The following is an 18217-nucleotide window of genomic DNA, read 5'->3' on the forward strand; positions in this document are numbered from 1 at the left end:
TGCGATAATTACCCTAATGGCTTTGCAGAGGAAAACGCTATGGATTACGAATTTTTGCGCGACATCACCGGCGTGGTGAAAGTGCGCATGTCGATGGGGCACGAAGCCGTTGGACACTGGTTTAACGAAGAGGTGAAAGAAAATCTCGCCCTTCTTGATGAAGTCGAACAGGCGGCAAATACGGTGAAAGGCAGCGAGCGCTCCTGGCAACGCGCCGGGCATGAGTACACCCTGTGGATGGACGGCGAAGAGGTGATGGTGCGCGCCAACCAGCTTGAGTTTTCAGGGGATGAGATGGAAGAGGGGATGAGCTACTACGACGAAGAGAGCCTGTCGCTGTGCGGCGTGGAAGACTTCCTGCAGGTAGTGAATGCCTACCGTGAGTTTATGAAACAGAAGTAACTCCCCGAAGCATCCTTGCTCCGGGCAACACTTACACGGCCGGAATATTGCGGCCGTAGTAGATTTCGCGCATCTCTTTCCAGAGCAGGTCGGTGATGACCTTGCGCTCTTCTTCACTTAAATCTTCCGGCTTCGTGTGGAACATGTAGTGCTTAAGGTCGAACTCCTTAAGCATCATCTTGGTATGGAAGATGTTTTCCTGGTACACGTTCACGTCCATCATGTCATACAGCGATTTCATGTCCTCGGACATAAAGTTCTGAATGGAGTTGATCTCGTGGTCGATGAAGTGCTTCATGCCGTTGATATCACGGGTAAAACCGCGCACGCGATAATCAATCGTGACGATGTCCGATTCCAGCTGGTGGATTAAATAGTTCAGCGCGTTCAGCGGGGAAATCACGCCACAGGTCGACACTTCAATATCCGCGCGGAACGTGCACAGCCCGCCTTCCGGGTGGCTTTCCGGGTAGGTGTGAACGCAGATATGGCTTTTGTCGAGGTGGGCGACGACCACTTCCGGCAGCGGACCCGGGTGTTCAGTTTTGTCGATAAGCTGCGGGTCGACCGGCTCTTCGCTGACCAGAATGGTGACGCTGGCACCCTGGGGCTCATAATCCTGTCGGGCGATGTTCAGAATATTGGCACCGATGATCGAGCAGGTTTCTGACAGGATCTCGGTCAGACGGTTGGCGTTGTAGAGTTCATCGATATAGGCGATGTAACCATCGCGTTCTTCCGCTGTTTTGGCATAGCAGATATCGTAAATACAAAAACTCAGGCTTTTAGTCAGGTTGTTAAAGCCATGTAGTTTAAGCTTTTTCAATTAGCTCACCCCCTTAGTGGATAATGCGTCTTGCAGGTACTGCGGCAGAGCAAACGCTGCGGTATGAATAGCCGGATTGTAGTAGCGGCACGTGAGCCCGGCCTGATGGAAGCGGGCCTGGATAATTTCGGTAGAGAGATGACGCAGCACGTCGTTATCCGTTGCCCATGCAAAGGTCATGATCCCGCCGTAATAGGTTGGAATCGCCGCCTGATAGAAGCTGACGTCGCCGAAATAGGTGCTCAGCTTACGGTGGCTGTCGAGGGCTTCGTCCTGCTGCAGGAAGCAGACACCGTTTTGTGCGACGAAGATCCCGCCCGGGTTCAGGCAGCGCTTGCAGCCTTCGTAGAACGAGGAGGTAAACAGCGACGCGCCGGGGCCGATGGGGTCGGTGCAGTCAGAGATAATCACGTCGAAGGTCTGCGTGGTCTGGTTAACAAAGTTAACGCCGTCGTCGATAACCAGATTAAAGCGCGGATCGTCATAGCTGCCGGCATTATGGTTGGGCAGGTACTGGCGGCAGAAAGAGACCACGCCCGCATCAATCTCAACCATGGTGATGGTTTCAATGGAACGATGACGTGAAACCTCGCGCAGCATTGCGCCGTCGCCGCCGCCGATAATCAGAACATGCTTCGCGTGTCCGTGGGCCAGCAGCGGAACGTGGGTCATCATCTCATGATAGATAAACTCGTCGCGCTCGGTCGTTTGCACTACGCCATCCAGGGCCATCACGCGGCCAAAGGCGGCGTTTTCGAAGATGATCAGATCCTGGTGATCCGTTTTCTCATGATAGAGCACGTTATCAACGGCAAAGTACTGACCAAACTGGTCATGCAGTGTTTCATGCCACAACGTGTGGTCGGCCATACGCGGACTCCTCCTTTGTTAACATCCGTAACGCTCACAAAAAATGAGCGAAACATGATAGCTAACTATAACCGTGGTTGCACGGGTATAGGTTGAACAGGGGGCGTCGGGAAGGTTATTTCACGTAGGCGAGCAGGCTGAGCGAATCGCGGGCCAGCGCTTTGCATTTTTTAGCCGTGGGAATGCCAATACCGCTCAAGTCACGGTAGCTGTCTTCACCGAGCGCCTTCATGTCAAAGCTGTCGTAATTGCTGAGATCCCACTGGTTCTGCTGGGCGAAAAAGACCAGCGCGCGGCGAATTTGCCCGTTGGGTAAATTCTGGTAGCCACAATCATTTTTCAGGAATACAAAAACCGCCGTTAAATCGGCCATATCTTCCGCTTCATTTTCACTGAGCGCATAGCTGTTCGCACACATTGCCATCAGGCTTCCGAACAAAATTGTCCTGAAAAACGTCTTCATTGCTTCTACCACTTCTTCACGGAAAATTAACGTTAGCACACTTGATGCCAGTGCGACGATCTTTATTATTGCCGCTTTACTTGACCTTCCGGTAAGGGGAGGGTTTATGCTCAAAAGATCGCCTGCTGGAAATAAGGAAATGAACATGCAACGTCGTGATTTTTTAAAATATTCCGCTGTGCTGGGGGTTACCAGCGCATTACCACTCTGGAGCCGCGCGGTTTTTGCGGCTGAAAGGCCTGCCTTACCCATTCCTGACTTACTGACCGCAGACGCCCGTAGCCGTATTCAGCTCGTGGTTCAGGCCGGTAAAACCTCCTTCGGTGGGCACAGCGCCACAACCTGGGGCTACAACGGCAATCTGCTCGGCCCGGCGCTTCAGTTACGCAAAGGGAAAGCGGTGACGGTGGATATCCATAATACGCTTGCCGAGGAGACCACGCTGCACTGGCACGGGCTGGAAGTTCCGGGCGAAGTGGATGGTGGTCCCCAGGGTTTTATCAAGTCTGGGGGTAAACGCAGCGTAACCTTTACCCCTGACCAGCGGGCGGCAACCTGCTGGTTCCACCCGCATCAGCACGGCAAAACGGGCCATCAGGTGGCAATGGGGCTGGCCGGACTGGTGTTGATTGAGGATGACGAAAGCCGTCTCCTGCGCCTGCCGAAACAGTGGGGTATCGACGATGTGCCGGTGATTGTGCAGGACAAAAAATTCAGCGCGGACGGGCAGATTGACTACCAGCTGGACGTGATGAGCGCGGCGGTCGGCTGGTTTGGCGATACGCTGCTGGCCAACGGTGCGATCTATCCGCAGCACGCCGCCCCGAAAGGCTGGCTGCGCCTGCGCTTGCTTAACGGCTGTAACGCCCGCTCGTTGAACTTCGCCACCAGCGATAAGCGCCCGCTTTACGTGGTGGCAAGCGACGGCGGCCTGCTGCCGGAACCGGTAAAAGTGAGCGAGCTGCCGATGCTGATGGGCGAACGCTTCGAAGTGCTGGTGGACATCAGCGATGGCAAAGCGTTTGACCTCGTGACCCTGCCGGTCAGCCAGATGGGGATGGCCGTCGCACCGTTTGATAAACCGCATCCGGTGCTGCGCATTCAGCCACTACAGATCACCGCCTCCGGTACGCTGCCGGACACCTTAGCCACGCTGCCAGCTCTCCCGTCGCTGGATGGGCTCACGCAGCGTAAGCTTCAGCTCTCCATGGACCCGATGCTTGACATGATGGGCATGCAGGCGCTGATGAAAAAGTATGGCAATCAGGCCATGGCGGGAATGCACCACGGCCAGATGATGGGCCACATGAATATGGACCACGGCAAAATGGGCGGTATGGATCACGGCGGTCACGGGTTCGATTTCCACAACGCCAACAAGATCAACGGCAAAGCGTTCGATATGAACACGCCGATGTTTGCCGCCACGAAGGGGCAGTTTGAGCGCTGGGTGGTTTCAGGGGAAGGGGACATGATGCTGCATCCGTTCCATATCCACGGCACGCAGTTCCGTATTCTGTCTGAGAACGGTAAAGCGCCGGAAGCGCATCGAGCAGGCTGGAAAGATACGGTGAGAGTGGAAGGCGGCGTCAGCGAGGTGCTGGTGAAGTTCGACCACGAAGCGCCTGAAGAGTTTGCCTATATGGCGCACTGTCATCTGCTGGAGCATGAAGATACGGGGATGATGCTCGGTTTTACCGTATAAAAAAAGCCGGGTGGCGGCTTCGCCTTACCCGGCCTGCATTGCTAAATACGGCAACTTTCGTTGCCGTTTTGCTTTTATTTGCCTTCGTCCGGCAATGCATACGCGACAATATAGTCGCCCATCTTCGTACCAAACGAACCGTGACCACCCGCAGAAATGACAACGTACTGCTTGCCATTCACTTCATAGGTCATCGGCGTTGCCTGTCCACCGGCCGGCAGACGGCCTTGCCACAGTTTTTCACCGTTGGTCATGTTATACGCGCGCAGGTAGTTATCTGCGGTTGCCGCGATGAACAGCACGTTACCAGCGGTGGAGATTGGACCACCCAGCATTGGCATACCCATATTGAACGGCACCGGAACCGGCATCGGGAACGGCATGCTGTCCTGTGGGGTACCAATACGTTTTTTCCAGACGATCTGGTTGGTTTTCAGATCCAGACCGGAGATGTAACCCCAGGCAGGCTGTTTACACGGCAGACCAAACGGAGACAGGAACGGGTTCAGGGTAACGCCAAACGGTACGCCATACTGCGGCTGGATACCGGCTTCGGTCCCGCTGCCTTTCGCGTCTTTCGGCTGCTCCATCGGGTTACCCGGACCGCGTGGGATCAGACGGGAAACGAACGGCAGCGCCATTGGGTTGGCAATCGCCACCTGACGGTTAGGGTCGACGGAAATACCGCCCCACTCAAACATTCCCAGGTTGCCCGGGAAGACCAGCGTGCCCTGCTCAGACGGCGGCGTGAAGATGCCTTCATAGCGCAGCTGATGGAACATCACGCGGCACACCAGCTGGTCAAACATGGTGGCACCCCACATGTCTGCACCGCTGAGGTCTTTCTTCGGACGGAAGCTCAGGTCAGAGAACGGCTGGGTTTTGCTGACGTAATCGCCTTTGGCCGCACCCTGCGGAACCGGTTTTTCCGGGGCAGGCACAACCAGCTTACCGTTGCTGCGATCCAGCACGAAGATGTTGCCGGTTTTAGCCGGAGCGTAAATGACCGGCACGGTTTTGCCGTTAACGGTAATGTCCGCCAGCGTCGGCTGGGACGGCATATCCATATCCCACAGATCGTGGTGAACGGTCTGGTAGCTCCACGCCAGCTTACCGGTGGTTGCGTTCAGCGCCAGGATAGCGCTCGCATAACGTTCCTGCTCCGGTGTGCGGTTACCTCCCCAGATATCCGGCGTGGATACGCCCATCGGCAGGTAGACCAGGTCCAGCTTCGCGTCATACGCGGCTGGTGCCCAGGAGTTCGGCGAGTTGAAGGTAAAGGTGTGCTCGTCAGACGGGATCGCGTTTGGATCTTTCGCGCCTGGGTCGAAAGCCCACAGCAGTTTACCGGTGTTCACGTCGAAACCACGGATAACGCCGGAGGTTTCACGCGTAGAGAAGTTATCCGTTACCGAACCGGCAATCACGATGGTTTTATCGGTGATGATTGGCGGGGAGGTTGGCTCATACAGACCCGGCGTGGTGTCCGGCATGTTGGTCTGCAGGTTCAGAATGCCTTTGTTGGCGAAGGTTTCGCACAGCTTGCCGGTCTCAGCGTTGATGGCAAACAGACGGCCATCGTTCACCGGCAGCATAATGCGGCGAGGACAGTCAGCAATGACTTCCGGGCTGGCATTATCGGCGCGCGCTTCGTGGTAAGAAACGCCGCGGCAGGTGACATGCTGGAAGGACGGGTTGGAGTTCAGCTGTGGATCAAAGTGCCATTTCTCTTTACCGGTGGCCGCGTCGAGCGCGAACAGACGCTGGTGCGCCGTACACAGGTAGAGCATATCGCCGACTTTAATTGGCGTCACTTCATTGGTCAGTTCACCCGGATCGTTCGGCATCTTCAGGTCGCCGGTACGGAATACCCAGGCTTCTTTCAGGTTCTTAACGTTGTCCGCGTTGATCTGCTTCAGCGGGGAGTAACGTTGACCTTCCTGGTTACGGCCATAAGCTGGCCAGTCACCGTCAGCGACCTGCGAGATAGCTGCCGCAGGCGTGGATTCCGCGTTCAGCGTACCGTTGATCTCCTGCGGGTCGTTAAAGCCAGCCCAGGTGAGAATGCCGCCGCTGATTAACAGCGCCACCAGCAGGGCTGCAACGGCACCGCTGGAAGGAACAATCAGGCGGCGCCAGACAAACGGCAGGATCAGCCAGATACCGAAGAAGACCAGGATGTCGCTGCGCGGCGTCAGGGCCCAGAAATCGAAACCGACTTCCCAGACGCCCCAGAGCATGGTGGCAAGAAGGAGGGCGGCATACAGCCACAGTGCGGATTGTTTTCTACGCCAGAGCAGGACGGTTACGCCAAGCATAACCAGGCCCGCAATCGGGTAGTACCAGGAGCCGCCGATCGCGACCAGCCAGACGCCACCGATTAACAGGTATAGGCCGCAGAAGGCGGCGAATAGCGCTGTTAGTGTCACCAGTAGACGCGGCTGTTTAGTGTTTGTTTCAGCCATAGAAAGTGTACTCGTCAGTTTTTGTTAATAATTTGCTAGCAACTAATTATAGGTGTTAACAAGTGTGATCGGAATCACAATATTTGCTTTTTATAACTCATACGCCAGGCTTATCCATTTACTGATATAATGGCTGGCTTGCGTATCGATGCCGGAGCAAGATTCATCCGCATTGAAAGATTTTCATCAAAATCATTTGGTTAGTAATATGAAACATACTGTTGAAGTGATGATCCCGGAAGCCGAGATCAAAGCGCGTATCGCCGAACTGGGTCGTCAAATCACCGAGCATTACAAGGACAGCGGCAGCGAAATGGTGCTGGTTGGTCTGCTGCGCGGTTCTTTCATGTTCATGGCAGACCTGTGCCGTGAAGTGCAGGTACCGCACGAGGTCGATTTTATGACCGCTTCCAGCTACGGCAGCGGCATGTCCACAACCCGTGATGTGAAAATCCTGAAAGATCTGGATGAAGATATTCGTGGCAAAGATGTGTTGATCGTTGAGGACATTATCGACTCCGGCAACACCCTTTCAAAGGTGCGCGAGATCCTGAGCCTGCGCGAGCCGAAATCGCTGGCGATTTGTACGCTGCTGGATAAACCGGAGCGTCGTGAAGTGCAGGTGCCGGTAGAGTTTGTCGGTTTCTCCATCCCGGACGAGTTCGTGGTGGGTTACGGTATTGATTACGCGCAGCGTTATCGTCATCTGCCGTATGTTGGGAAAGTGGTATTGCTGGACGAGTAATTGCGGGCTGATGCCCTCACTCCGACCCTCTCCCACGGGGAGAGGGCGAAAACCCCCGGCTTTATTTATGGTTCACATGCTTAAGCTTGAGGTTGGCAATCCCCGAACGGTAACGCTGCTCCAGCGTTTCGCGATTGGTGGCGGTGACTTCCAGATTGCGCAGCAGGCCATCGTGAATACCGTACGCCCAGCCGTGGATTGATACCTTCTGCCCGCGTTTCCACGCCGACTGCATGATGGTCGAATGCCCAAGGTTATATACCTGCTCCATCACGTTCAGCTCGCACAGCGTGTCCATGCGTCGCTCCTGCGGCATTTCGCCGAGCAGTGAACTATGTTTGAACCAGATATCGCGGATGTGCAGCAGCCAGTTATCAATTAAACCCAGTTCCGGGTTTTCAACCGCCGCCTGCACGCCGCCGCAGCCGTAGTGGCCGCAAATAATGATGTGCTCGACTTCCAGGACGTCAACGGCATACTGAACCACGGAAAGGCAGTTGAGATCGGTATGAATCACCAGGTTGGCGACGTTGCGGTGAACAAACAGTTCGCCGGGCTCAAGGCCGGTCAGGCGCTCGGCAGGTACGCGGCTGTCTGAACAGCCAATCCAGAGAAAGCGCGGGTTCTGGGCTTGTGCGAGTTTTCCAAAAAATCCGGGGTCTTCCTCCACCAGCATTTTTGACCATAGTGCATTGTTGCTAATGAGTGTATCTATGTCGTTCATGGAGGTTAGCGACCTGTAACCGAGTAATTGCGTTGCGCTACTATAGGGTAACCCGACTTTTAATGAAACCACACAACGTGTGTAAGAACTGAAGGTAAGTTAAATTCATGGCAATTGCACTGGAGCTTGAGCAGCTTAAAAAAACCTATCCGGGTGGCGTTCAGGCGCTACGCGGGATAGACCTAAAAGTAGAGGCCGGGGATTTTTACGCGCTTCTGGGGCCGAACGGGGCGGGGAAATCCACCACCATCGGGATCATCAGCTCGCTGGTGAATAAAACGTCCGGACGGGTGAGCGTCTTTGGTTACGACCTGCAAAAAGATGTGGTAAACGCCAAGCGCCAGCTGGGGCTGGTACCGCAGGAGTTCAACTTCAACCCGTTTGAGACGGTGCAGCAGATTGTCGTTAACCAGGCGGGTTATTACGGCGTTGAGCGTAAAGAGGCGCTTGAGCGTAGCGAAAAGTACCTGAAACAGCTTGATTTGTGGGAAAAGCGTAACGAACGTGCACGGATGTTGTCCGGCGGGATGAAGCGCCGCCTGATGATTGCCCGTGCGCTGATGCACGAGCCGAAGCTGCTGATCCTTGATGAACCCACCGCAGGCGTGGATATCGAACTGCGTCGTTCTATGTGGGGTTTCCTCAAGGATCTCAACGACAAAGGCACCACCATCATTTTGACCACCCACTACCTTGAAGAAGCAGAGATGCTATGCCGCAACATCGGCATCATTCAGCACGGCGAGCTGGTGGAGAACACCTCGATGAAGGATCTGCTCTCCAAGCTGAAATCCGAAACGTTTATTCTCGATCTGGCGGCAAAAAGCCCGCTACCGAAGCTTGAAGGGTACCAGTATCGCCTGGTTGATACCTCAACGCTGGAAGTGGAAGTGCTGCGCGAGCAGGGGATCAACAGCGTGTTCTCCCAGCTGAGCGCGCAGGGGATTCAGGTTTTAAGCATGCGTAACAAAGCGAACCGACTGGAAGAGCTGTTTGTCTCTCTGGTGCAGGATAAACAAGGAGACAAGGCATGACGCATCTTTATTGGGTCGCGCTGAAAAGTATCTGGGCGAAAGAGATAAACCGCTTTATGCGTATCTGGGTGCAAACCCTGGTACCGCCGGTCATCACCATGACGCTCTATTTCATCATCTTCGGCAACCTGATTGGTTCCCGCATTGGTGAGATGCACGGTTTTACCTATATGCAGTTTATCGTGCCGGGCCTGATTATGATGGCGGTGATCACCAACGCCTACGCAAACGTGGCCTCGTCGTTCTTCAGCGCTAAGTTCCAGCGTAATATTGAAGAGTTGCTGGTGGCGCCGGTGCCAACGCACGTCATCATAGCCGGTTACGTGGGCGGCGGCGTGGCGCGCGGGCTGTGCGTGGGCATCCTGGTGACGGCGATTTCGCTGTTCTTCGTGCCGTTCCAGGTGCACTCGTGGCTGTTCGTGGCGCTGACTCTGCTGCTGACGGCAATTCTGTTCTCGCTGGCCGGTCTGTTGAATGCGGTGTTCGCTAAAACGTTTGACGACATCAGCCTGATCCCGACCTTTGTGCTGACGCCGCTGACCTATCTCGGCGGGGTGTTCTACTCCCTGACGCTGCTGCCGCCGTTCTGGCAGGCGCTGTCGCATCTGAACCCGATCGTCTACATGATCAGCGGCTTCCGCTTTGGCTTCCTCGGCATTACCGATGTTCCGCTGTTTACCACGGTGGCGGTGCTGGTGGTATTCATCATCGCCTTCTACCTGCTGTGCTGGTATCTGATACAGCGCGGGCGCGGTCTGCGTAGTTAACCCTCTGCCCGGCGACGCTCTGGTTGCCGGGCACTTTCTTTGACGGTTATCACCGTAAGCAAACCTTCACTCCGCTAAACTACTTGCCTGCTAAGGAGAGAGTTATGCTGGGATGGGTGATCACCTGCCACGATGAACGAGCGCAGGACATGCTGGATACGCTTGAGGCCAAATTTGGCCCGCTGGCGCAATGCCGGGCGGTGAATTACTGGCGCGGGCTAAGCACCAACATGCTCAGCCGCATGATGTGCGATGCCCTGCATGAAACCGACTCTGGAGAGGGCGTCATTTTTCTTACCGATAAATCCGGCGCGGCGCCTTACCGCGCGGCCGCTTTGCTGAGCCACAAGCATGATAACTGTGAAGTGATCTCCGGTATCAGCCTGCCTTTACTCGAAGCCCTCTATCCGCTTCGCGCCTCATTGAGCAGCGCAGAGTTTCGGCACGCTATCGTGGCGGAGGGCCAGCCGGAGGTGAGCAGCCTGTGGCACCAGCAGCAGAAAAACCCGCCTTTCGTTCTGCTTCACGATCTGTATAAGCATTAAACATTGGTATTGATGTCGCTTTTGCTACAATGGCGACTGATTTCCCGTGTCGATTTATATCCTATGTTCATGCGCGTGTTCTTTCTCCTTTTGCTGCTGGTTTCCGGCGGGGCGTCTGCTAGCCTGATAAGTCAGCAAGGGCTTCCTGCTCAATATATGCAAACCACTGAGGATGCTGCCATCTGGGCTCAGGTAGGTAACTCCGTGGTTAATGTGGGCAATATTCGCGCAGGGCAGATCATCGCGGTCTTTCCCGCGGCGGCGGATTATTACGAATTTCGCTTCGGGTTCGGTACCGGCTTTATTGATAAAGACCACCTTGAGAAAGTGCAGGGTAAGCAACGCGTTGAGGACAGCCTGGGCGACCTGAACAAGCCGCTCAGTAACCAGAACCTCATCACCTGGAAAGATACGCCCGTCTATAACGCGCCCAATAGCGGAAGCGCGCCCTTTGGCACCCTGAGCGCCAACCTGCGCTATCCCATTCTGAATAAACTCAAAGACCGCCTGAACCAGACCTGGTATCAGATCCGCATCGGCAACCGCCTGGCGTGGATAAGCAGCCTGGACGCGCAGGAAGATAACGGCATTCCGGTTCTGACCTATCACCATATCCTGCGCGATGAGGAGAACACCCGTTTTCGTCATACCTCCACCACCACCAGCGTGCGCGCGTTCAGCAACCAGATGACCTGGCTTCGCGACCAGGGGTACACCACGCTGACGATGTATCAGCTGGAAGGCTACGTGCGCAACAAGATGAACCTGCCCGCGAAGGCGGTGGTGATTACCTTTGACGACGGCCTGAAGTCGGTGAGCCGCTACGCGTATCCTGTGCTGAAAGAGTATGGCTTCAACGCGACGGCGTTTATCATTTCGTCACGTATTAAAGGCCATCCGCAGAAGTGGGATCCGAAATCGCTGCAGTTTATGAGCGTTCAAGAAATCAAAGGCATTCAGGATGTGTTCGACATTCAGTCGCACACTCACTTCCTGCACCGCGTGGACGGGTATAAACACCCGATCTTACTGAGCCGCAGCTATCACGTGATCCTGTTTGATTTTGAGCGTTCTCGTCGCGCGCTGTCACAGTTCAACCCGCGTGTGCTCTACCTTTCTTATCCCTTTGGCGGCTATGACAATAAGGCGATCAAGGCGGCGAATGATGCCGGTTTCCATCTGGCCGTGACCACGGTGAAGGGGAAGGTGAAGCCGGGGGATAATCCGTTCTTACTCAAACGACTCTATATTTTAAGAACGGATTCGCTGGAGACGATGTCGCGGCTGATCAGCAATCAGCCGCAGGGATAAGCTATTCGTAGGTGATCTGCAACGTGCCGATGGCGCTGAACGTTCCTGAAGTGACTTTTTCTGTACCAGATTTAACCAACTGAGCCGTGAGAGACTCGCTAAATGACGGGATGATAGTGTTCCCTTTTGTCGCATAGTTGTTAGTTGAATTAGGCACCGCCAGGCTGTTGTCCGGCCACTTCAGCAACACGCCCACGCCTTTTGCCGCATTCGACGATGCGGTGTTCGCGAGTAAAGAGCCATCAGTCCCGGTTGTCTTGCTGGTGGTCAACTTCATCGTAATTTTGCGTGTGTTGGTGCAATTCCCTGACACGGTAGCAGAGACTTTTTGCGTGTTATCGTTCTCGACATCGGAAACATCATACTCCCCCAGATCTACGCTTTTAGGAGCCGTAAGAGTGCAGGTTGGTTTTTCAACAGGAACATTGAAGGCCATATCGGGTATCGTGATTAACGGACGTGGATGGTCACTTTCATCTGAGCTCCAGGGGTTACCTACGACAATATTGCCAATATTCCCGGCCACTGGACCAATCTGTGTGACGCTTGCGGGCACGCCAGCATATGAGGGTAATTGATAAAATTCCATACGGGCATACCACCATACTGCTTTAACCAGATCTGAATTATCCCCCTGATTGGCCGTTTCTACATAACTTCCTGTAGTCGAAGGGAAAAAGGCATTAAAAGCGTTGTTGGTCGGGTACATGGCCAGCGTATAGGCGATCCCCGTTACGTTAGTTTTAAAGAGTGCTTTTCCGTCCACGCCACCGACGACCAGTGTACTGTCCGTTTTCTGATAGACGCGCTCGCCATCTCTACCCATTGAGCACCAGGAGTAGAGGCCCGGAGTCACCTGCAAATCAATAAGGCCGCTTATTTTTGTTGGCGCGCTGACGCTCTCCAGGGGAACGATCTTGGGCTTTGCACCTTTGACATCCGAAATAGGCTGAACACTGTAACCATTAAATTTGCATTCATACAAATCGGCCGATGCAGAAAAACTTATTGCAAGAATTGACAAAGCAAGGCCTGCACCTTTTATGAAGAAATGACTTGTTCCGGCTCCTGCTATATAACACATTCAAAAATTCCTTATATCCGATGCTTGGTATATTTTAATTGTAAGTAACGCTGACCAGCACGCTTGTGGTAACTTTCCCCGCGCTGACAATCCCTGTGTCTTGATAACGGGCATAGAAATTATAATTTGTTAAATACTGGCTTTCGGTTTGGTTAGATACATCAAAAATAACATCTGACGTTCCTGACGCATTGACCACATTGGTATTGTCTTTTTCTGAGAAAATCACAACGCCGACGTTCTCTGCTCCTCCCCCAGAGGCGGGAATTTCATTGGCGAACACCTGTTGAGAGCTTCCGATAACTATCCCACTTTGAGGTTTAAACTCAAAATGCAGGGTTTTTGCCAGTCCAGATTCACTTTCCGCACAGCTTTTCAGCTGAATTTCGAAGCGAGTTCCCCCAGCTGCGTCACCGGGTTGTAGCCGTGGGCTGCCGTCGGAGTTATAAAACCAACCTTTGCCAACGATCGGTAAAATAACTTTGCCATCATTCGGAATACTTACCTGACACGTATTGTTGATGATGTTTGCCGTCATATCCATCTCCAGGCTCGAGGCAAAACCTGCTGCGGGAAACCCCAGACAGCAGGCGAGCCATAACATCGCACTTCTAAAGTTTAAGCGGGAGTGGAACATCCTGTTTAAGCTATCAGTCTTAATAAACATTATTGATAGGTCACGATAAAAGTCACAGGGGCGCTGACCGAACCAGTGGTCACGTCAGAAATGGTTTTATCTTTAGCAATAACGATGCGCGCATCCATTTCAAATTTTCCCGCCCCGTTAGACAGGTTGACGATAGAAGTTGGGGCCGTGGCGCAGTTCAGCAGGGAACCTGAGTCGACAGAACCTTTCCAGATTTCAAAACCAACGTTATGCCCGGCTTCATATGAGTTCCCATTTTTGGCATTGCCAGTACAGGACCCGCCAGCACCCGGCGTGGCTTGAACGGAGGCATTTTTGACCCCGGCACAGTTAGTGAACGCGATTTTGAATGCCCCTGTTCGGTTCTGGCTCACCAGATCGGACTTAAATACATCGCCAAACGGCAAAATGCTAATAGGAGCCCCGCTCGCATCCTGAATCTCGGCATTACAGGTTCCGGCTTCAATGGTGGACGTAAAGGTGGCCTGAACGCTCGTCGTACCCGTAATGGCGCTCAAACAAACGGAAGGCAGGATGGCAGTCATCGCAAACACCAGTGATGTCATTTTCTTTTTCATATTAACGCTCCGTATTGCGCCAGTTATTCATAGGTGAAATTAAACGTAGCGATACCGCTAAAGTTGCCAGTCATGCCTTGCCCGCTTGCAGTTTCCACCAGCGTCGCCAGGAGTTGAACTTCGCCAGCACTTATTTCTCCGCTCGACCAGACGAGGCGCTGAGTATCAGTGGATGAATTAATGACAAAAGGGGCATCCGGAGTGGCGGTGCGGGAAATCGCCACGCCAATATTTTCTGCGCTGCCCTCACCGGAGAGTGAATTTTTAATTGCCGTATTCAGTGGGCTGGCACTACCGCTAATGGTCGTGTTCAGCTTTGTCAGACTCGAAGGGCATGAGACCATTTTGAGTTTAAAATTTGTTGTTGCTTTGGCATTTTTGAGGATGATGTAATCCAGGCGTACCTTGCCGTCGGTGCCAATGGGAATAACGTTGCTGGAGCCATCACCGCTGCCACCTTCAATTTTCATATCGCAGGTGGTGTCACGGATATTAGCGGTAAAGGTAATATCGAGATTATCGGCGTATGTTCCGAGCGACAGCGCCATCAGACTCGAACTTAATACCCATAATCCTGTTTTTTTCCCAGGTTTAAAAAGCATGCTCTAACTCCTTTTATAATACTGTGATGCGGCAGGTCTGGCCTGTCAGCAGCGTTGTTGGTCCAATCTTTTTCGCATTGGGCGGAATCTGATAGGAGACAGTACAGGATGTGCCGGACTCACTTCCCCAGACGATTTTTAACAACCCTTTATCTTCAATTCCGCGAATCCAGGCTTGCCCGGCCTGGCCTACGCTACCTACGGATACGCCTTGCTCAGTTTGAACATCGGCACCAAGCGGAATAAACCCACCGTCGTCACGCGTCAGTTCCATTAACACTGAACGCCCTTGATCGGTCTCAAAATTAACCAGCACAACGGCACCGCTACGAGGGACAGTAGTGGAACGGGTATTTTTCACTTCAACGTCAGAGCGCATATCGCTGATATCAAGACCGACGTTGTTTTCACGGTAGGCAGACAGATAGGGCATAAGGGCATAGCCTGAAGAGCCAATTTCACCGTTACCGATGGAGACTCGGGCACCTTCTGCTCCCTCAGCTTTAATCAGCGCAAGCGTATCGCTTTCGCTAATGCTGCCAGGGGCGAGTGTTATGCCACCAGAGTGCAGGATCATCCCGCCGCTATAGCTGGCGGAATATTGTCGGCTATCGTCATCGGATGCGGAGACGGAAAGACTCACCGGTCCATGCGGGCCGTTATAACTCCCGTAACCGCTTAGCTGATTTAATGTATCGTCGTTACGCGTGGTGCTTTCGGTGATGCTGTAACTGAACCGGTTATCTTCGGTGTTGCCGTTGGCGCTGGCGTTAAAACTTCCACCGCCTTTTAGATCGCTGCCGATGCCCGTGGTGAGGGATGAGAACCCGCCTGCACGCTTGCCGTTACCCATCAGCGTGTCGAAAGGAATTGTGAGGCTCAGATAGACACTATCATCTTTTTCCCCGAACTCGTTGTAGGTGCGCTGTACGGAGAGGCTGTAACTTCCCCAGCTTAACGATTGACTGTGGCCAACCGAGTACTGCGCTGATGAGCTGCTTTCATTCCAGTAGTCCTGCCAGGTGGAGTTGACATACAGCGATCCCAAATCAAGGCCGTTAAAGGCCAACGGCTGGCTGATGTTCACCTGGATCTGGTTCTTCATGCGCTGGAAAGTCTGGTACACATCGCTGTTATCACGGTCAGGGTTAAGCTCCCTGTCACGGTATTTGATCTCGTTGGTCAAGGAAGCTGCATCGCTCAGGCTGAGATAGTCAGATGTCGAAAACCGGTATGCTGCTACGTTGAAAGAGGTATTCGTGGCTTCCATGAGTTTGCTGTAGGAGATACGATAACTCTCACCCTTAAGATGCCGTAAGCCGTCGATCCGGGCATCAGAATGCGTGACATCAAAGGCGAATGCGCCAATGCGGGTGTTCATCGCCAAACCCACCAATGCGGCGTAAAAATCGCTATCGGTGTACTCCAGACCCGCATAACCTGTGAAGGTATTGGTTAATCCATAATAGCCCGTGGCGTAACCTACCTTTGGCTTGTCACGTAAGTTATCGTCACGCAGTTCACCCACGCCGACATCCCATCGGGAGTAGCCCGGGCGCAGCATTTGCGCGACCGAGGAATACGCGACCGAGAAGGAACGTTTGCTGCCATCCGCTTCTTCTACAGTGACGATAAGATCGCTGCCATAACCCGTCGTACTGAGATCTGAGATTTCAAAGGGCCCCGGCGGGACGGAGGTTTCGTAAATCGTGTTTCCGCTCTGGGCGATCGTGACTTTGGCGTTGCTGTTTGCCACACCCCGAATCACCGGCGCATAAGTCGATATGCCATTAGGAAGCATACGATCATCGTTATATAAACGCGCCCCGCGCAGACTAATGGAATCGAAAGCATCTCCACGGGTGTAGGAGTCTCCCGCGATAAACTGTGCTTTCAGCGGCGTGATATCACGCTGGAGATAAATGTCCTGGCTGGCGTAATGGGTACCGGAATCCCGATCCCAGTTCAGATTACCTCGTGCCCGGAGCCGCCACGGGCCCAGGTTTGCTCCATAGCGCAACCCTGCGTAGGCCGTATCGGTGCTGTAATCAGACGTGTCCGCATGCCAGCCGTTAAGATCCCAGGAGAGCATCGCCGCCGGGATCCCGTCTTCCCAAAGTGAAGGATCGACAAATCCCGCCGGGCGCTGAATGACGAAAGCCTGGGGAATAGAAAGGTCCAACTCCTGCGTGGAAGGATCGTAAGCCACACGTGAGCCGGGATAGGCGTCTGACACAGAGATGCACGTATCTTCGGAATCATCCCCTGCTGGTTTAAGTTGCTCGGTTGCTACATTTGTCTGGGTGAGCAGTTTACGCGTGATGCAGGGCGTGGCGCGCGGTGTACCATTCTCCTTAAACACAAGATCCGTGGTAATGGAAGGTTTTCCGTTAATAACCACCTTCACCTTATACGTCCCGGCAAGAACAGGGTTGCCTTTTGAAAAACGGCTGACATCAATTGATGTACCGGTGTTATAAAGAAACTGATCGTTAAACTGCACGTCTTCTTCTTTATTATTTTCAGCAGCAAATGCACAAAACGGCAATACCGCACTTATCGATAAACATAGTAGTGAACGTTTAAACCGCATGATGTACTCTGTCCCAGAGTTAAGCTAATTATAGTTATTCCGAATGATACGAGGCGGATAAATAATCAATTCTGTATGGATTCATATTTATCAATTCCACCGAAATCATTGATGGCTTGCCAGGTGATTTTGTTATACCCCAGGGTGTTATGATTCTTTACGTTCATAGTCTGGCTTGAGAATGGTTCAATATAATGCGTTTCAATATCGTAGCTTTTAGCACCAGCAATAAGCGTTGCCCCCGCCAGTGATACATAATACGGTGAATCATTCTTCGCACTTAAAACGATATTTTGACCTTGACGGGTTTCAGTCCATTTAAGATTTTTAGCCGCATCTGTCGGTTCTCCTTTCAAACCTGTAGGCCGGAAAAAGAGTTTTATGCGGGTACGGAATGCCAGCTGAAGCATGCTTTGCGTATCGCTTTCCTTTGCCTTTGGCGGAACTTCCAGAACGTTAAACCAGAACAGGGATTCTTTATCTTTTGGCAATGACTGACCAAGCCAGGTGATTCTGACCGTTTGCCCTTTTTGCGGTTCTACACGCGATACAGGAGGCGTGACAATAAAGGGAAGTTTCAGCTCTTGAGGATTAGTGGTATCTCTTCCGTCATCGAGCCAGGTTTGTACCAGTAAAGGTCTGGTGCCACGGTTATCCATAGTCACCGTTACGTCTTTTGCTGATTCTGGATAAATGACACGGGTGCCGGAAATCACAATATCTGCACTGGCGTTAAGAGCAAAAACGCTCACCGAGGCCAGCAGCAGGGCTTTTAATCCGCTCTTAATATTCAGTAAGTACATGTCTACTCTCAAATAATACGAAAAAATGTGCCCGGCTGGGCACATTAACAGGAC

The 18217-nt window shown here is 53.0% G+C and carries 18 protein-coding genes; 7 read left to right on the forward strand and 11 right to left on the reverse strand.

Annotated features, from left to right (window positions below; translation table 11 throughout):
* Window positions 1–39 precede the first annotated feature (39 nt).
* Window positions 40–402, forward strand: coding sequence for a protein YacL (yacL, locus tag DG357_RS04045; RefSeq protein ID WP_041911228.1), 363 nt, complete (start codon window positions 40–42; stop codon window positions 400–402).
* A gap of 31 nt (window positions 403–433) precedes the next feature.
* On the opposite strand, the gene speD is transcribed toward yacL, so the two are convergent.
* From speD to DG357_RS04060, 3 genes are all read right to left on the reverse strand, one after another.
* The gene (gene speD, locus DG357_RS04050) at window positions 434–1228 is read right to left on the reverse strand and encodes an adenosylmethionine decarboxylase (RefSeq protein WP_028015535.1); all 795 of its coding nucleotides are present in this window, start codon (window positions 1226–1228) and stop codon (window positions 434–436) included.
* Window positions 1229–2098, reverse strand: coding sequence for a polyamine aminopropyltransferase (gene speE / locus DG357_RS04055; protein ID WP_028015536.1), 870 nt, complete (start codon window positions 2096–2098; stop codon window positions 1229–1231).
* 115 nt (window positions 2099–2213) lie between these two features.
* A complete protein-coding gene (locus DG357_RS04060; protein ID WP_014882582.1) occupies window positions 2214–2561 on the reverse strand; it encodes a YacC family pilotin-like protein in 348 nt (115 codons plus the stop codon).
* A gap of 145 nt (window positions 2562–2706) precedes the next feature.
* On the opposite strand from DG357_RS04060, the gene cueO reads away from it, so the two are divergent.
* Window positions 2707–4266, forward strand: a complete 1560-nt coding sequence (cueO, locus tag DG357_RS04065) for a multicopper oxidase CueO (protein WP_088204377.1) — start codon at window positions 2707–2709, stop codon at window positions 4264–4266.
* Between the two features lie 74 nt (window positions 4267–4340).
* On the opposite strand, the gene DG357_RS04070 is transcribed toward cueO, so the two are convergent.
* Entirely contained in the window at window positions 4341–6731 is a 2391-nt protein-coding gene (locus DG357_RS04070) for a glucose/quinate/shikimate family membrane-bound PQQ-dependent dehydrogenase (protein WP_063154793.1), read from the reverse strand.
* 208 nt (window positions 6732–6939) lie between these two features.
* Here DG357_RS04070 and hpt point away from each other — a divergent pair, with 208 nt between their 5' ends.
* Window positions 6940–7476 (forward strand): hypoxanthine phosphoribosyltransferase, encoded by a 537-nt coding sequence (gene hpt / locus DG357_RS04075; protein WP_032644976.1) that lies wholly within the window; start codon window positions 6940–6942, stop codon window positions 7474–7476.
* 61 nt (window positions 7477–7537) lie between these two features.
* On the opposite strand, the gene can is transcribed toward hpt, so the two are convergent.
* On the reverse strand, window positions 7538–8200 hold the full coding sequence (gene can, locus DG357_RS04080; protein WP_014882586.1) for a carbonate dehydratase: 663 nt from the start codon (window positions 8198–8200) through the stop codon (window positions 7538–7540).
* 107 nt (window positions 8201–8307) lie between these two features.
* Here can and DG357_RS04085 point away from each other — a divergent pair, with 107 nt between their 5' ends.
* From DG357_RS04085 to DG357_RS04100, 4 genes are all read left to right on the forward strand, one after another.
* Window positions 8308–9234 carry an ABC transporter ATP-binding protein gene (locus tag DG357_RS04085; protein WP_028015540.1) on the forward strand — a complete coding sequence of 309 codons (927 nt, stop codon included), beginning with the start codon at window positions 8308–8310 and terminating at the stop codon, window positions 9232–9234.
* A complete protein-coding gene (locus DG357_RS04090; protein ID WP_023334536.1) occupies window positions 9231–10001 on the forward strand; it encodes an ABC transporter permease in 771 nt (256 codons plus the stop codon). Before DG357_RS04085 ends, DG357_RS04090 begins: the two co-directional genes overlap by 4 nt.
* 104 nt (window positions 10002–10105) lie before the next feature.
* Window positions 10106–10546, forward strand: a complete 441-nt coding sequence (locus DG357_RS04095; RefSeq protein WP_088204378.1) for a PTS sugar transporter subunit IIA — start codon at window positions 10106–10108, stop codon at window positions 10544–10546.
* A gap of 63 nt (window positions 10547–10609) precedes the next feature.
* On the forward strand, window positions 10610–11857 hold the full coding sequence (locus DG357_RS04100) for a polysaccharide deacetylase family protein (protein ID WP_049137768.1): 1248 nt from the start codon (window positions 10610–10612) through the stop codon (window positions 11855–11857).
* A gap of 1 nt (window position 11858) precedes the next feature.
* On the opposite strand, the gene DG357_RS04105 is transcribed toward DG357_RS04100, so the two are convergent.
* The 6 genes from DG357_RS04105 to DG357_RS04130 all read right to left on the reverse strand — a co-directional run bounded on the left by DG357_RS04105 (window position 11859) and on the right by DG357_RS04130 (window position 18163).
* Window positions 11859–12941: a fimbrial protein StkG gene (locus DG357_RS04105; protein ID WP_047367342.1), complete on the reverse strand. Its 1083-nt coding sequence runs from the start codon at window positions 12939–12941 to the stop codon at window positions 11859–11861.
* Window positions 12942–12975: 34 nt separating this feature from the next.
* Entirely contained in the window at window positions 12976–13608 is a 633-nt protein-coding gene (locus DG357_RS04110; protein ID WP_309264704.1) for a fimbrial-like protein, read from the reverse strand.
* Window positions 13608–14165, reverse strand: coding sequence for a fimbrial protein (locus DG357_RS04115; protein WP_088204379.1), 558 nt, complete (start codon window positions 14163–14165; stop codon window positions 13608–13610). Before DG357_RS04115 ends, DG357_RS04110 begins: the two co-directional genes overlap by 1 nt.
* Window positions 14166–14188: 23 nt before the next feature.
* Window positions 14189–14767, reverse strand: coding sequence for a fimbrial protein (locus tag DG357_RS04120; protein ID WP_047367345.1), 579 nt, complete (start codon window positions 14765–14767; stop codon window positions 14189–14191).
* A gap of 13 nt (window positions 14768–14780) precedes the next feature.
* Window positions 14781–17360 (reverse strand): outer membrane usher protein, encoded by a 2580-nt coding sequence (locus DG357_RS04125; RefSeq protein WP_048961414.1) that lies wholly within the window; start codon window positions 17358–17360, stop codon window positions 14781–14783.
* Window positions 17361–17425: 65 nt separating this feature from the next.
* Complete coding sequence (locus DG357_RS04130; RefSeq protein ID WP_088204380.1) at window positions 17426–18163, reverse strand: fimbrial chaperone; 738 nt, start codon at window positions 18161–18163, stop codon at window positions 17426–17428.
* Window positions 18164–18217 lie beyond the last annotated feature (54 nt).

The organism is Enterobacter bugandensis (genome assembly GCF_900324475.1).
GTDB classification, from domain to species: domain Bacteria; phylum Pseudomonadota; class Gammaproteobacteria; order Enterobacterales; family Enterobacteriaceae; genus Enterobacter; species Enterobacter bugandensis.

Coding starts and splice junctions, on each gene's coding strand:
- yacL (WP_041911228.1), top strand. CDS start 40: ATGGATTACGAATTTTTGCGCGACATCACCGGCGTGGTGAAAGTGCGC.
- speE (WP_028015536.1), bottom strand. CDS start 2,098: ATGGCCGACCACACGTTGTGGCATGAAACACTGCATGACCAGTTTGGT.
- DG357_RS04060 (WP_014882582.1), bottom strand. CDS start 2,561: ATGAAGACGTTTTTCAGGACAATTTTGTTCGGAAGCCTGATGGCAATG.
- cueO (WP_088204377.1), top strand. CDS start 2,707: ATGCAACGTCGTGATTTTTTAAAATATTCCGCTGTGCTGGGGGTTACC.
- DG357_RS04070 (WP_063154793.1), bottom strand. CDS start 6,731: ATGGCTGAAACAAACACTAAACAGCCGCGTCTACTGGTGACACTAACA.
- hpt (WP_032644976.1), top strand. CDS start 6,940: ATGAAACATACTGTTGAAGTGATGATCCCGGAAGCCGAGATCAAAGCG.
- can (WP_014882586.1), bottom strand. CDS start 8,200: ATGAACGACATAGATACACTCATTAGCAACAATGCACTATGGTCAAAA.
- DG357_RS04085 (WP_028015540.1), top strand. CDS start 8,308: ATGGCAATTGCACTGGAGCTTGAGCAGCTTAAAAAAACCTATCCGGGT.
- DG357_RS04090 (WP_023334536.1), top strand. CDS start 9,231: ATGACGCATCTTTATTGGGTCGCGCTGAAAAGTATCTGGGCGAAAGAG.
- DG357_RS04095 (WP_088204378.1), top strand. CDS start 10,106: ATGCTGGGATGGGTGATCACCTGCCACGATGAACGAGCGCAGGACATG.
- DG357_RS04100 (WP_049137768.1), top strand. CDS start 10,610: ATGTTCATGCGCGTGTTCTTTCTCCTTTTGCTGCTGGTTTCCGGCGGG.
- DG357_RS04105 (WP_047367342.1), bottom strand. CDS start 12,941: ATGTGTTATATAGCAGGAGCCGGAACAAGTCATTTCTTCATAAAAGGT.
- DG357_RS04110 (WP_309264704.1), bottom strand. CDS start 13,608: ATGTTTATTAAGACTGATAGCTTAAACAGGATGTTCCACTCCCGCTTA.
- DG357_RS04115 (WP_088204379.1), bottom strand. CDS start 14,165: ATGAAAAAGAAAATGACATCACTGGTGTTTGCGATGACTGCCATCCTG.
- DG357_RS04120 (WP_047367345.1), bottom strand. CDS start 14,767: ATGCTTTTTAAACCTGGGAAAAAAACAGGATTATGGGTATTAAGTTCG.
- DG357_RS04125 (WP_048961414.1), bottom strand. CDS start 17,360: ATGCGGTTTAAACGTTCACTACTATGTTTATCGATAAGTGCGGTATTG.
- DG357_RS04130 (WP_088204380.1), bottom strand. CDS start 18,163: ATGTACTTACTGAATATTAAGAGCGGATTAAAAGCCCTGCTGCTGGCC.